15 protein-coding genes are annotated in these 12,446 nt (G+C 65.2%); 13 read left to right on the top strand and 2 right to left on the bottom strand.

From position 1 onward, the window contains the following. The first annotated feature begins 3 nt into the window (after nucleotides 1–3). The 13 genes from KUV49_RS10110 (at nucleotide 4) to KUV49_RS10050 (ending at nucleotide 10,383) form a co-directional block, all read left to right on the top strand. Nucleotides 4–1,071, top strand: coding sequence for a FecCD family ABC transporter permease (locus KUV49_RS10110; RefSeq protein ID WP_222449840.1), 1,068 nt, complete (start codon nucleotides 4–6; stop codon nucleotides 1,069–1,071). Then, nucleotides 1,068–1,850, top strand: a complete 783-nt coding sequence (locus KUV49_RS10105; RefSeq protein ID WP_222449839.1) for a heme ABC transporter ATP-binding protein — start codon at nucleotides 1,068–1,070, stop codon at nucleotides 1,848–1,850. Before KUV49_RS10110 ends, KUV49_RS10105 begins: the two co-directional genes overlap by 4 nt. Nucleotides 1,851–1,861: 11 nt before the next feature. Beyond that, nucleotides 1,862–2,611: a ChaN family lipoprotein gene (locus KUV49_RS10100; protein ID WP_222449838.1), complete on the top strand. Its 750-nt coding sequence runs from the start codon at nucleotides 1,862–1,864 to the stop codon at nucleotides 2,609–2,611. An 8-nt stretch (nucleotides 2,612–2,619) separates the two neighbouring features. Further along, a complete protein-coding gene (locus KUV49_RS10095; protein WP_222449837.1) occupies nucleotides 2,620–2,946 on the top strand; it encodes an antibiotic biosynthesis monooxygenase family protein in 327 nt (108 codons plus the stop codon). Then, on the top strand, nucleotides 2,943–3,311 hold the full coding sequence (locus KUV49_RS10090; protein ID WP_222449836.1) for a glyoxalase superfamily protein: 369 nt from the start codon (nucleotides 2,943–2,945) through the stop codon (nucleotides 3,309–3,311). The genes KUV49_RS10095 and KUV49_RS10090 overlap by 4 nt, the downstream gene beginning before the upstream one ends. A 264-nt stretch (nucleotides 3,312–3,575) precedes the next feature. After that, nucleotides 3,576–3,749, top strand: a complete 174-nt coding sequence (hemP, locus tag KUV49_RS10085; protein WP_222449835.1) for a hemin uptake protein HemP — start codon at nucleotides 3,576–3,578, stop codon at nucleotides 3,747–3,749. 67 nt (nucleotides 3,750–3,816) lie between these two features. After that, on the top strand, nucleotides 3,817–4,077 hold the full coding sequence (locus tag KUV49_RS10080) for a DUF1289 domain-containing protein (RefSeq protein WP_152492031.1): 261 nt from the start codon (nucleotides 3,817–3,819) through the stop codon (nucleotides 4,075–4,077). 66 nt (nucleotides 4,078–4,143) lie between these two features. Next, nucleotides 4,144–4,569, top strand: a complete 426-nt coding sequence (locus tag KUV49_RS10075; protein ID WP_222449834.1) for a hypothetical protein — start codon at nucleotides 4,144–4,146, stop codon at nucleotides 4,567–4,569. 109 nt (nucleotides 4,570–4,678) lie between these two features. After that, the gene (locus tag KUV49_RS10070) at nucleotides 4,679–5,149 is read left to right on the top strand and encodes a Dps family protein (protein WP_152492029.1); all 471 of its coding nucleotides are present in this window, start codon (nucleotides 4,679–4,681) and stop codon (nucleotides 5,147–5,149) included. Between the two features lie 289 nt (nucleotides 5,150–5,438). Next, on the top strand, nucleotides 5,439–6,701 hold the full coding sequence (locus KUV49_RS10065) for an imelysin family protein (protein ID WP_222449833.1): 1,263 nt from the start codon (nucleotides 5,439–5,441) through the stop codon (nucleotides 6,699–6,701). 84 nt (nucleotides 6,702–6,785) lie between these two features. Next, entirely contained in the window at nucleotides 6,786–8,321 is a 1,536-nt protein-coding gene (locus KUV49_RS10060; protein WP_261391150.1) for a di-heme oxidoredictase family protein, read from the top strand. Beyond that, nucleotides 8,318–9,307: an imelysin family protein gene (locus KUV49_RS10055; protein ID WP_222449831.1), complete on the top strand. Its 990-nt coding sequence runs from the start codon at nucleotides 8,318–8,320 to the stop codon at nucleotides 9,305–9,307. The genes KUV49_RS10060 and KUV49_RS10055 overlap by 4 nt, the downstream gene beginning before the upstream one ends. A gap of 2 nt (nucleotides 9,308–9,309) precedes the next feature. Next, nucleotides 9,310–10,383, top strand: coding sequence for a DUF1513 domain-containing protein (locus KUV49_RS10050; RefSeq protein ID WP_222449830.1), 1,074 nt, complete (start codon nucleotides 9,310–9,312; stop codon nucleotides 10,381–10,383). Between the two features lie 8 nt (nucleotides 10,384–10,391). On the opposite strand, the gene KUV49_RS10045 is transcribed toward KUV49_RS10050, so the two are convergent. Together KUV49_RS10045 and KUV49_RS10040 are read right to left on the bottom strand one after the other, a co-directional pair. Continuing rightward, complete coding sequence (locus tag KUV49_RS10045; protein WP_222449829.1) at nucleotides 10,392–11,942, bottom strand: TRAP transporter large permease subunit; 1,551 nt, start codon at nucleotides 11,940–11,942, stop codon at nucleotides 10,392–10,394. Beyond that, on the bottom strand, nucleotides 11,939–12,436 hold the full coding sequence (locus tag KUV49_RS10040) for a TRAP transporter small permease subunit (protein WP_222449828.1): 498 nt from the start codon (nucleotides 12,434–12,436) through the stop codon (nucleotides 11,939–11,941). The genes KUV49_RS10045 and KUV49_RS10040 overlap by 4 nt, the downstream gene beginning before the upstream one ends. Nucleotides 12,437–12,446 lie beyond the last annotated feature (10 nt).

The raw sequence follows: 12,446 nt of genomic DNA, 5'->3' as shown, positions 1-12,446 counted from the left end.
GCGATGTCGGCGATCACCGATGTGCAGCGCCGTCCGCGCGACCGGGTGGCACGGGCTTACAGGCTGCATTGGCTTCTCTTGGGGATGCTGCTGCTTGCCTGCCTCGCCGGCCTTCAAATCGGCGCCACCGATGTGCGCCTGTCCGATGTCTCGGCCCGGATACTCCAAGGTCAGCCCCTGAGCCAGATGGAACGCGTTGTCCTGTGGGACATCCGTTTGCCGCGCCTCGTCATGGGCGTGCTGGTCGGCGCGGCGCTTGCCGTCTCGGGGGCAGTCATGCAGGGGCTTTTTCGCAATCCCCTGGCGGATCCGGGCATCGTGGGTGTCAGCGCCGGGGCCGGGCTGGGCGCGATCCTGGCGATCATGCTGGGCGCACAGGCACCGGCCTGGCTGGCTGGCGCGGTCGGGCCGCACGCGGTGCCGCTCGCAGCCTTTCTCGGTGGTTGGGGATCGACCCTTCTGCTTTACCGTGTCGCCACGCGTCGCGGACACACCTCCGTCGCCACGATGCTGCTGGCCGGCATCGCGCTCGGGGCCCTGGCCGCCGCGCTTTCGGGGGTGCTTGTCTACATGGCCGATGACCAGCAGCTGCGCGACCTCACGTTCTGGGGCCTTGGATCGCTTGCCGGGGCCAACTGGGCCAAGGTGCTTGCAGCGGGTCCCATGATCCTTGTTGCGACAGGCGCGTCCCTGACCCTCGCCCGTGGTCTCAACGGCCTGGCCCTGGGCGAGGCCATGGCCGCGCATATCGGCATAGAGGTGCAGCGCGTGAAAATCCTTGCCATCCTCGCGGTCGCCGCGGCGACAGGGGCCGCCGTGTCGGTATCGGGCGGAATCGGCTTTGTCGGCATCGTCGTGCCGCACCTGCTGCGCCTGGCGTCGGGACCGGATCACCGCGCGCTGCTTCTGAACGCGGCGCTGCTCGGCGCGATCCTGCTGGTCTTTGCCGACGTGATCGCGCGGGTCGTCATCGCTCCCGCGGAATTGCCCATCGGCATCGTCACCGCCGTCCTCGGCGCGCCCGTATTCCTGTGGATCCTTCTCAAGCGACGGGGGCTCGTGGACCTGTGAGTTTGGTCGCAACGGATATCCATGTCTCTTACGGACGCCGCCGCGCGGTGCGCGGTGTCACCCTCGACGCCGCCCCCGGCGAGGTCACGGCGATCGTCGGCCCCAACGGCTCGGGCAAATCCACGTTGCTCGGTGCGATGACGGCCGCGTCCGCATATCGCGGCACCGTCCGGCTCAACGACCGGAACATCGCAGAGATGAAACCGTGGGAATTGGCCGCGCAGCGCGCCGTGCTTCCGCAAGCGTCACGCCTCGCCTTTCCCTTCACCGTGATCGAGGTGGTACGCCTCGGGCAGCAGGCCGGCACCGCCGGACAACACGCCGAGGTCGCCCTGGCGGCGCTGACGCGCGTCGGTCTGGCGGACTATGCCGACCGGACGTTCCAGGAACTCTCGGGCGGCGAAGCGCAGCGCGTGATGCTGGCCCGTGTCCTGGCCCAGGTCTGGACCCCGGTCGAGAACGGCCAGCCGCGCTGGCTGTTGCTGGACGAACCTGTCAGCAGCCTTGATATCGCGCACCAGTTGCAGGTCATGGAAATCGCCCGGGGGTTTGCCCGGGCGGGTGGTGGCGTCATCGCGGTCATGCACGATCTGAACCTCACCGCGCTCTACGCCCACCGGGTTGCCGTGCTGTCCGAGGGGCGGCGGCTGGCCTTCGGCACGCCTGCCGCGGTCTTGACCGACAGCATCCTGTCGCAGGCCTATGGCTGTAGCTTGAGGGTTTCCGCTCCTCCCCCGTCGGGAGTGCCCTATATCCTGCCGCACGCGGCCTCTGCCTGAAAGGATCGTCCATGCGCCTCGCCACGCTTCTTCTCTGTCTCGCGGCACCCGCGCTGTCCCAGCCGGCGGCCGATATCGTCATCCTCGGCGAAGTCCACGACAACCCGGACGCGCATCTTGGCCAGGCCGCGGTGCTGGAAGAGCTGCAACCGACCGCCGTCGTGTTCGAGATGCTGACCGCCAAAGAGGCAGATAAGGCCGACGCGGACCGGACCCGGATCGAGGCCGCCTGGGAGGCCAGCGGATGGCCCGACTATCCGATCTACGCACCTCTCTTCGATGCGTTGGACGAGGCCAGGATCATCGGGGCGGCTGCGCCTCGTGACAGCGTCAAGACCGTCTATAGCGACGGGGCCGCCACCGTGTTCGGCCCTGACGCCACGCTTTACGGTCTGGACGCCCCGTTGGCGCAAGAGGAACAGGCGACGCGCGAAACGATGCAGTTCGCGGCCCATTGCGAGGCCATGCCGCGGGACATGATGGGTGGCATGGTCGCCGTGCAACGCTACCGCGACGCGGTCTTCGCCCGCGCCGCGCTTGAGGCGCTGGAGGCCTACGGTCCCCCTGTCGCCGTGATCGCCGGCAACGGTCACGCAAGAACCGACTGGGGCATTCCCGCGATGATCGCGCGCGCCGCGCCTCAGGTCACGACCCACGCCATCGGTTTCGTCGAGTCGCAAACCGATATACCTTTTGACGAGACCCGGATCGTCCCGCCAGCCGACCGGGACGATCCCTGCGCGACACTGAACAATCAATGAGGCTATCGATGTACCTTGCCATGAACCGTTTCACCGTCCCCGAGGAAAACGCCGCCGCGTTCGAAGAGCTTTGGCTGACCCGCGAAAGCAGGCTGAAGGACATGGACGGCTTCGTGTCGTTTCACATGCTCAGGGGGCCGCAGGAGGAGGGCCGCGTCCTCTATGCGTCGCACACCGTCTGGGAAAGCGAAGAACATTTCCGCGCCTGGACCACCAGCGCCGAATTCCGTGCCTCCCACGCGCGCGCCGGTGAAAGCCGGAAGCTGCACGAGGGTACACCGAAATTCGAGGGCTTCAGCGCAATCCAGAAGATCGACGCCGACGCACCCGCATGACGCCCCGCGTCACCCGCACCGCGCCGGTCTTTCGCAGCTTCGACGAAGGCAAGGCGCGGGCGTTCTACGTGGACTGGCTGGGGTTCGAGTGGACCGGCGAGGTGCGCATCTTCCCCGACGCACCGCTCTATGCCTTTCTGCGCTTGGGGGATTTCCACCTTCATCTCAGCGAACATCACGGGGATGCCACACCGGGCTCGACCGTGATGGTCCATGTCGACAACCTGCGCGACTGGCACGCCACCCTGGCGCCCTACCCCAACATGCGGCCCAAGCCCCAGCTTTTGCCCTGGGGCCTGCAGATGGAGGTGATCGACCCCTTCGGCAACCGCCTGCGCTTTCTGGACCAGGCCGCGGGTCGCTGAATGTCCCAGGCAAGCCCGCGGCGCAGCCCGAGATTTCTTGACTGAAACAATCGGAATATTGTACGCATGACACAAACCCGACTCGAATAGTCAGGAAATTTCGCGCAGCAATCGTCACCCGGAGCCCGGCCACCGCGATTGGCAGCCCGCATGTCATTGGAAGGAAACATGAATGATGCTCCCCAACCTTGACGCTCACGCCACGGCCCGGGCCGCAGAACCGCTTGGCCGGCACATGGCGTCAAGCCACTCGGTGAGGCCGCGATGAGCCGGACCAGCCCCGTCCCCGAGCCGCGTCAGATCGTGGACCACGACGAAGGCGCCGTCTACGACGCCCGCGACCTGATCGTGAACGGGGTAAAGGCCAATATCGTCCTCGACGGCCAGACCTACACCTTGCGCATCACCCGCGCGGGCAATCTGATCCTGACGAAGTGAGACCCGCCGCCCCGACCACCTGAACCCCATGCCAGACAGTGCTTAGACCATATTCCAGCGAGGCCCCATGTCAAAAGTCCCAAGTCCCTGTATCGACGTCTGCAAGTTCAAGCGTGACGGCCATTGCATCGGCTGCTCGATGACCAAGGCGCAGAAATCCGCGTTCAAGCAACTGAAGAAGGACAAGCAGCGCGAGGCTTTCGTGGAACTGGTCGTCGCGCAGCAGACCGTCATGGGCCGCTACAAGCACTGGGATCAGGCCTACGCGAAGAAGTGCAAGAAAAAGAAAGTGTCCCTGACCGTTCTCGACGGCGGAAAAGCGGCCTGATGCCGCGCCGGTCACACCTGCGCCGATAGCAATTCGAACCCGAGAGACAAACCAAGAGGCTCTTGAATGACATCTGCCCTGCAATGCCGCCACGGATCCGAAAGCGGCTTTGAAACCCAAGCGCTGGCCGGGCCAGGCCCGCTGATCGACCACCTGCGGCACGTCGCTCGCGATGCGCGCTGCAAGAGTTACGTCGATCTTTTCGGGGCCTGCGCCACGCTGTCTGTCAATGGGCATGTGGCCAGATACGCGGCCTCGGAGATTCTCGTGCGCTGCTTGTCCCAGGCTCTGGGCCGACGCCCGATCCTCTTTCGCGACGGCGAGTGTGAAACCTCCTTCGACGAGGACTGGCTGATGTCGCTGGCCCGCAGCATCAAGACGAACGACCAGGCAAGCACGACGTTCCTGCTGCATTCTCGCGTGCCCAAGCACGCCCATCGTAACCTCGTCTTTCTTCTGGGGACTGTCGCTGACAATTTTGCTCGGATTTAGAAAGATTCTAAATTGGCTTGCCGATCGGGTCATTGAGACCTAATTAGGTCGTGCAAGCCAGCCATTTGCCAGCCAGCACCTTTCCCGGACACCAAATCAGGAGGCACGAATGACCCAGACGGCCCAATCCCTTTCGACCGATGCCAACGCCCAGATCGCCGAGGCACTCAACCAGTGCGTCGCGGAAACCGCCGTCGCGACGATGCTGGCGCAGAATTTTCACTGGAACGTGACCGGCATGGCCTTTGGCCCTCTGCACCAGCTGTTCCAGACAATGTACGAAGATCACTTCGTCGCCCAGGACGACCTGGCCGAACGCATCAAGGCGTTGGACGGGCACGCCGAGGGGATGCTGGCCGGCATGCTGAAGCGCTCGAAAGTGCCCGAGGCCGAAGGGGTCCCCACCGCCGAAGAAATGATCCGCCTTTTGAAGGAAGCGCAGGAAACCCTGGCCGAAACCGTTGCCGGTGCCGGCGAACTGGCCGCCAAGCATGGCGACACGCTGACCGAGGACCTGTGCATCGCACGCGGGCAGACGCACGAGAAATTCGCCTGGATGCTGCGCGCGCACCTCAAGTAAGCGTCGATACCCGATGATCCGGGCGATCTGACCCCAGACACCATTTTGGATGGCGGGCTTGCGCCATCCAAGTCTTTCAGCGTCGACACAAGACCTCAATTTGCACGCAATACACTCTGTCTTGGCGTTTCGATCCGATGGTCGGGGCACATGTCCGTGCAGCCTCTCAATTTCCGAGTTTTTAAATCAGGAATTGAGGTATCCGACTATTTTTGTAAGAGTCCCGGCATCAACCGATTCTTACGGCTCAACGCCGCTATCGCTCATCTGACCGAATTGAGGGACTCCAATGCCACGTTTAATTCTCGCCGCAAGCGCGATCACGCTGGGTTGTGCCGGCACCGCCCAGGCCCAAAGCGCACCCGAGGTGCTCGAAACCTACGCCGATATCGCACATGCCAACTACTCGGACAGCCTGACCACGGCAGAGGCGCTTGAAGCGGCCGTGGGCGCGCTGATCGACGCCCCGTCCGCCGACACGATGCACGCCGCCCGCCAGGCATGGCTCGAGGCGCGCGTGCCCTACCAGCAGACAGAGGTCTTCCGGTTCGGCAATCCCATCGTCGACGACTGGGAAGGCAAGGTGAACGCCTGGCCGCTGGACGAGGGCCTGATCGACTATGTCGACGGTGCCTATGGCGGACCGACCGATGCCAACCAGCTCGCTGCGCTCAATGTCATCGCCAACCCGACCTTCACCCTGTCGGGCCAGGAGATCGACGCATCGGACATCACGCCCGCCCTGCTGGAAGACCAGTTGCACGAGGCCGACGGCATCGAAGCCAACGTGGCGACCGGCTATCACGCCATCGAGTTCCTACTCTGGGGCCAGGATCTGAACGGCCATGACGACGGCGCAGGCAACCGTCCGTGGACCGACTATTCCCAGGGCGATGACTGCACAAACGGAAATTGCGACCGCCGGGCCGACTATCTCGCGGCCGCGACCGAACTTCTGGTGTCGGACCTAGAATGGATGGTGTCTCAATGGGCCGAAGGCGGCGCCGCCCGCGAAAACCTGACGCAGGATCCCAAGGCAGGGCTTTCGGCGATCCTGACCGGCATGGGCAGCCTCAGCTATGGCGAGACCGCGGGCGAACGTATGCGCCTGGGCCTGATGCTGAACGACCCAGAGGAAGAGCATTCGTGCTTCTCGGACAACACCCACAACGACCATTTCTACGACGGCGTCGGCATCCGCAACGTCTATCTGGGCGAATACGTGCGCACCGATGGCACGCTGGTCTCGGGTCCGTCCCTGTCGGACCTCGTGGCGCAGGATCACCCCGAGCTTGACCGCGAAATGCGCACCCGCCTCTCCGATGCCGTCCTTGCCCTTGGCCGGATCAAGTCCGCGGCCGAGGCAGGGTTTGCCTATGACGAGATGCTGGCACGCGGCAACGCGGGCGGCGAGGCGCTCATCATGGGCGGCGTCGAAGGTCTGATCGAGCAGACCCGGTCAATCGAACGCGTGGTCAGCGCGCTCGAGCTTGGCGGAATCGAGATCGAAGGCTCCGACAGCCTCGATGATCCGTCCGCTGTCTTTCAATAACGCCCGCGGGCGTCATGGGGTGCGCCCGGCGGCGCGCCCCTTTCCCTTGATGAACGAACCCCGATGACATTCAAGCCTTCCTTGATGCTGGCACTCGCAGCGGCATCTGTCCTTCCCGCCGTCCCCCTCGCCCAGGAAACGGCTGCGACCGCATGGGCCAATTTGCAGGACATACATCTCGACGTCATTCCCCGCACCGAGGATGAACGCCGCCGGGTCGCCGCTGTCACCGCGCCTCCAAAGGACTTCTCCGCACCCTGGACGTTCGAGGAAAACTCCGGCGGGGCGCAGACTGTCCGCGCCCGGCAGACGCCCGACGCCTTTTCCCAGCCCGCCGACAACCTGACATTCGAACAGGAGCTCGATTTCCGCGTCGGCAACGGTCTCTTCCGGCGGCTCTGGGTGTCTCCCCCGGCATCGACGATCGCGTCGGACGGCCTCGGCCCGCTTTACAATGCCCGCTCCTGCCAGCGCTGCCATCTGAAAGACGGGCGCGGCCATCCTCCCGAAGGCCCCGAGGACAGCGCGGTTTCCATGTTCCTGCGCGTCTCGGTGCCCGCATCGGCCCCGCAGGACATCGAACGTTTCATAGCCGGAACCCACGCCACCAGCCCCGAGCCGACCTATGGCAGCCAGTTGCAGGATTTCAGCCTGCCCGGCCACGCCCCGGAATACCGACTTCAGGTCACCTACGAAGAGATCGAGATCCCGCTCTCGGGCGGCGAGACCGCCACCCTGCGACAGCCCAGCTATGACGCGGTTGATCTGGGTTACGGTCCGCTGGCCGAGGACGCCATGCTCAGCCCGCGGGTCGCGCCACAAATGATCGGCATGGGCCTGCTGGAGGCGATCCCGACCGCCGACATCCTCAGCCGCGCCGATCCGGACGACAGCGACGGGGACGGCATTTCAGGACGACCCCAGGTGGTCTGGTCCGACGTCCATGATCAACCCATGCTGGGCCGTTTCGGGCTCAAGGCCGGCAATCCGACCGTGCTCGAGCAGAGCGCCAGCGCCTTCGCCGGCGATATCGGCATTTCCAATCCGATCCATCGCGCCGGCGCGGGTGAGTGTACCGACGCGCAGACCGACTGTACCGCCGCCCGGCACGGCGGTGACCCGGAACAGGGCGGGCTCGAGATCGACCAGACCGGGCTGGACCTCGTTGCCTTCTACAGCCGGACGCTGGGCGTTCCGGCACGGCGCGACGTGGACGACCCGGAGGTTCTGCGCGGGCGCAAGGTTTTCTTCGATGCGGGATGCGCATCCTGCCACCAGCCCAATTTCGTCACGCATCGTCTGGACGGCGAAAACCCGGCCAGTTTTCAGTTGATCTGGCCCTACACGGACCTGCTTTTGCATGATATGGGTCCCGGGCTGGCCGATCATCGTCCCGAAGGCCGCGCCGACGGCCAGGAATGGCGCACCGCGCCGCTCTGGGGGATCGGACTGACCGAGACTGTGTCCGGCCGCAGCACGTTCCTGCATGACGGGCGGGCACGGTCGCTGCTGGAAGCCGTCCTGTGGCATGACGGCGAGGCGCGCGCCGCCCGTGACAAGGTGGCGGAAATGCCGCCCGGGGATCGCGCGGCCCTGATCCGCTTTCTGGAGAGCCTATGAAATACCTGCCCGCCCTGATCCTCAGCTTCGGTCTTGCGGCCGCTCCGGCCCATGCCGGGGTCGATGAGGCCCTCGAACAGCACATCCTGCCGGGACTGGAACGATTTGCCGAGGCGTCGGAACAACTCGCCGAAACGGCCGAAAACGATTGCCGGGCGGATGCGTTGCGCCCCGTTTTCCAGGACACGTTCGACACGTGGATGCCGATTTCGGATCTCCGCATCGGGCCGTCCGAAACGGGCGCCCTGTCGGTCGGGTTCTGGCCCGATCCACGCGGCTTCACCCAGCGCGCCCTCAATGGCCTGATCGCCGACGAGGATCCGGTCGCCCACGAACCGGACGCCTACGCCGACGTCTCGATCGCGGCGCGCGGGTTGTACGCGTTGGACATGCTGCTCTACGATCCGGACTTCTCGGACTACGCCGCACAGAGCTACACATGCGCCCTCGTGACCACGATCTCCGCCGATCTCGGCAGGCAGGCCGCGGCGCTTCAGTCCGCCTGGGAAACGGAGTTTGCCCCGGTACTGCGCACGGCAGGAGAGTCCGGCAACACGACCTACATGACCGACGCCGAGGCGAAGCGGGCGATCTTCACCCAAGTCCTGTCATCGTTGGAGTTCACGTCCGGAAAACGGCTGAGTCTGCCAATGGGCGATTTCGACCGGCCACGCCCCGCGCTGGCCGAGGCGCGGCGCTCGGGGCGGTCCCTGCGCAACGTTCGGCTTGCGGTTGGCGGTGCCGTCGATCTTGCCCGCGCCCTGGCCGACCGTGATCTGCCCCGCACCGAAGCCGCCCACGCGCATTTCAGAAAAACCGCGGATCGCATCGAAGACCCCGCCTTGGGTGATGTCGCGACACCGCAGGGCCGGTTGCGGGTCGAGGTGCTTCAGCAGGCCGTGGAAGCGCTGCACGACACCATTGCAAGCGAGGTCGGTGAACCGCTGGGCATCGCGCCCGGCTTCAACGCCCACGACGGAGACTGACCATGCCCACCACGCGTCGAGGTTTCCTTGCAACCCTACTGGCCGCCGGCAGCGTGCCCCAACTTGGCTGGGCCGCGGCCGGCAATCCGCAGTTTCTGGCAGCAGCCCGTCAGCCCGATGGCCATTTCGCGCTCTATGGGTTGACCGATGCCGCCGAAGTCGCGTTCCGAATCCCCCTGCCCGCCCGCGGACATGCCGGGGCCGGACATCCGCACCGGGCCGAGGCCGTCGCATTCGCCCGCCGGCCCGGCAGCTTTGCCCTGGTGATCGACTGCGCACGCGGCGATGTCGTCCACCAGCTGACCCCGCCCGAGGTGCGACAATTCAACGGCCATGGCGTGTTTGCCGAAGGCGGCGCGCTGCTCTTCACCAGTGAACAAGCCAGCGACACGAGCCAAGGCTACATCGGCATCTGGGACGCCAGCGCAGAATACCATCGCATCGGCGAATTTCCGACCGGCGGGACAGGCCCGCACGACCTGCGCCTCATGCCGGATGGCGCCACTCTGGTAGTCGCCAATGGCGGGATCGCCACCGATCCCACCGACCGGACCAAGCTGAACGTCGACACGATGCGGCCCAATCTGAGCTACCTGTCTCTCGGGGGCGCGTTGCTCGAACAGGTCGCACTTTCAGACGACCTGCACCAGAATTCTATCCGTCACCTTGCCATTCGCGCCGACGGGCTGGTGGGCTTTGCGATGCAGTGGGAAGGCCTGCCCGACAGTGCCACGCCGTTGCTCGGCCTGCATCGGCGCGGCAGCACTCCGGTCCTCGCTTCCGCCCCGCTTGCGGATGAACTGGCCATGCAAGGATACGCCGGCAGTATCGCGTTTCGCGGCGACGGGCAGGAGATTGCCATCACTTCGCCGCGTGGCGGCAGGCTCCATCGGTTCACCGACCAGGGAGACTTCCGCGGCGCCCTGTCCCGCGCCGATATCTGCGGGCTCGCGACCCGTGGCGCGGGCTATCTCGCCAGCGACGGACTGGGCGGTCTGATCGGCATCAGCGCGGACGGCCCGCGTGCGCTCGACCGGATCGACTGCGCCTGGGACAATCATATCGTGGCGCTCTGACGCGCGCCTCAGAACATCACTCGCGGCAGCCATGTCGCCAGTGACGGCCAAATCCAGACAACCGCCACACCCACGGCCTGCAACCCGATAAACGGCATCACCCCGCGATAGATATGGCCCGTCGTGATCTCCGGCGGCGCCGCGCCGCGCAGATAGAACAGCGAAAAACCGAAAGGCGGCGTCAGGAACGAGGTCTGCAGGTTGATCGCCAGAATGATCCCCAGCCAGATTGGGTCATGCCCAAGCAGGATCAGCGAGGGCGTCACCAGCGGCAGCACGATCACCGAGATTTCCACGAAATCCAGGAAGAAGCCCATGAAGAAAACGATGATCATCGTCACGATCAACGCCCCCGTCGCCCCGCCCGGCAGGTTGGCCAGCCAATAGGCCACCCGGTCCTCTCCGCCCAGACCGATGAAGACGAGCGAGAACATGCCCGCGGCCAGGATCGTGGCAAAGATCATCGCCGTCATGGTCATGGTCGAGGTGACCGCATCATGCGCCACCCGCTCCGCCAGCACGTTGCGCAGCGCCGCCAGCACGCCGATCAGCCCCAGCACCGCCAGCGCGATGTAAATCCCGCCCGCCACGTAGGACCCTGCGCCCAGATCGCCCCGCTGCAACCGCACCGGAAAGACGCCCGCCGCAACGGCCAGCGCGATCAGCGCCGCGGCGGAGATCAGGATCAAAGCGCGCATCCGTCCCAGCCGCGCGCCCGACATCAAGAGCGCACCCACGGCGCCCACGGCGGCGGCCTCGGTCGGCGTCGCCAATCCGCCCAGGATCGACCCCAGCACGGCAAAGATCAGCAGCACGGGCGGCACGATGGCCTCCAGCACTTCCCGCCCGCTCGGTTTGGACATGGTTGCATCCGCGGGCGGCATGTCCTGCGGTCGCAACGCGCCCCGGACCAGTACGTAGATCAGGTACAGCGACACCAGCACCAGCCCGGGGATCAATGCCGCGGCAAAGAACTGGCCAACGGACAAGGCCTCGACCGAGAACTTGCCCTGCTCGTACTGCGCTTGCTGATAGGCGTTCGACATCACGTCGGCGAGGATTATCAGCAGGGTCGAGGGCGGAATGATCTGCCCCAGGGTGCCCGCCGTACAGACGATCCCGGCCGACACGCTCGGATTGTACCCAGAGCGCAGCATCGTCGGCAGCGCGATCATTCCCATCGCCACCACCGTCGCACCGACGATTCCGGTCGACGCCGCCAAGAGCGCGCCCACCAGGATCACCGAAATGCCCAGGCCCCCCCGCAACGACCCGCAGGCGCGTCCCATCGTGTCCAGAAGCTCCTCGGCGATTCGGCTTTTCTCCAGCAAAGCCCCCATCAGCACAAAAAGCGGTATGGCGATCAGCACCTGGTTCGAGATCAGCCCGAACACCCTTTGCCCGAACGCGCCGAGCAGCGAGATATCCATCGCGCCCAGGCCCCAACCCAGATAGGCAAACAGCACCGCGATTCCGGCGATGCTGAAGGCAACCGGAAAGCCCGAGAGTATCGCCACCACCAAGGCCGCGAACATCAAAAGGTCGAGATACTCGGTCACGCCGGCTCCTCCCCGGCGACAAGCCGCAGCAGGATCGCGAGAGATTGCAGCGCCACCAGAACGCAGAACACCGGGATCAGGGATTTCAACAGGAACACCGCCTCGATCCCGCCCACGGATATGGGCCCTTCAAGAATTTTCCATGAATTGCGCACCGACGGCCAGGACCACCAGATCAACGCCGCCATCGAGGGCAGCAACAAAAACAGGTGCCCGGCCATGTCGATCCACCGCCGCGTGGCGGGCGCGGCCTTGGCGTAAAAGATGTCGACCCGCACATGCTTGTCGACCAGCAGGGTGTAACCCGCCGCCAACATGAACAACGTCGCGTGCAGGTACAGCACGCTTTCCTGCACCCAGATCGAATTGACGCCGAAGACATAGCGCCCGACGACGATGCCGAACTGCACCAGCACCATCAGCAGCGCGAACCACCGCAATACCGACGCGATACCGCGATTGATCCCGTCGATGATCCCTGCCAGTGCCAGCATGTCCCGGCCT

Source organism: Roseovarius atlanticus, assembly GCF_019802205.1.
Lineage (GTDB): Bacteria > Pseudomonadota > Alphaproteobacteria > Rhodobacterales > Rhodobacteraceae > Roseovarius > Roseovarius atlanticus_A.
The sequence above is the reverse complement of the archived record's forward strand: the minus strand, read 5'-3'. Positions and strand labels throughout refer to the sequence as shown.

What these genes read in the sequence shown, in the direction of transcription:
- KUV49_RS10075 (WP_222449834.1), top strand. Translation starts at nt 4,144, where the DNA reads ATGACATCTGCCCTGCAATGCCGCCACGGATCCGAAAGCGGCTTTGAA.
- KUV49_RS10050 (WP_222449830.1), top strand. Translation starts at nt 9,310, where the DNA reads ATGCCCACCACGCGTCGAGGTTTCCTTGCAACCCTACTGGCCGCCGGC.
- KUV49_RS10095 (WP_222449837.1), top strand. Translation starts at nt 2,620, where the DNA reads ATGTACCTTGCCATGAACCGTTTCACCGTCCCCGAGGAAAACGCCGCC.
- KUV49_RS10040 (WP_222449828.1), bottom strand. Translation starts at nt 12,436, where the DNA reads ATGCTGGCACTGGCAGGGATCATCGACGGGATCAATCGCGGTATCGCG.
- hemP (WP_222449835.1), top strand. Translation starts at nt 3,576, where the DNA reads ATGAGCCGGACCAGCCCCGTCCCCGAGCCGCGTCAGATCGTGGACCAC.
- KUV49_RS10110 (WP_222449840.1), top strand. Translation starts at nt 4, where the DNA reads ATGTCGGCGATCACCGATGTGCAGCGCCGTCCGCGCGACCGGGTGGCA.
- KUV49_RS10100 (WP_222449838.1), top strand. Translation starts at nt 1,862, where the DNA reads ATGCGCCTCGCCACGCTTCTTCTCTGTCTCGCGGCACCCGCGCTGTCC.
- KUV49_RS10055 (WP_222449831.1), top strand. Translation starts at nt 8,318, where the DNA reads ATGAAATACCTGCCCGCCCTGATCCTCAGCTTCGGTCTTGCGGCCGCT.
- KUV49_RS10070 (WP_152492029.1), top strand. Translation starts at nt 4,679, where the DNA reads ATGACCCAGACGGCCCAATCCCTTTCGACCGATGCCAACGCCCAGATC.
- KUV49_RS10065 (WP_222449833.1), top strand. Translation starts at nt 5,439, where the DNA reads ATGCCACGTTTAATTCTCGCCGCAAGCGCGATCACGCTGGGTTGTGCC.
- KUV49_RS10060 (WP_261391150.1), top strand. Translation starts at nt 6,786, where the DNA reads ATGCTGGCACTCGCAGCGGCATCTGTCCTTCCCGCCGTCCCCCTCGCC.
- KUV49_RS10090 (WP_222449836.1), top strand. Translation starts at nt 2,943, where the DNA reads ATGACGCCCCGCGTCACCCGCACCGCGCCGGTCTTTCGCAGCTTCGAC.
- KUV49_RS10080 (WP_152492031.1), top strand. Translation starts at nt 3,817, where the DNA reads ATGTCAAAAGTCCCAAGTCCCTGTATCGACGTCTGCAAGTTCAAGCGT.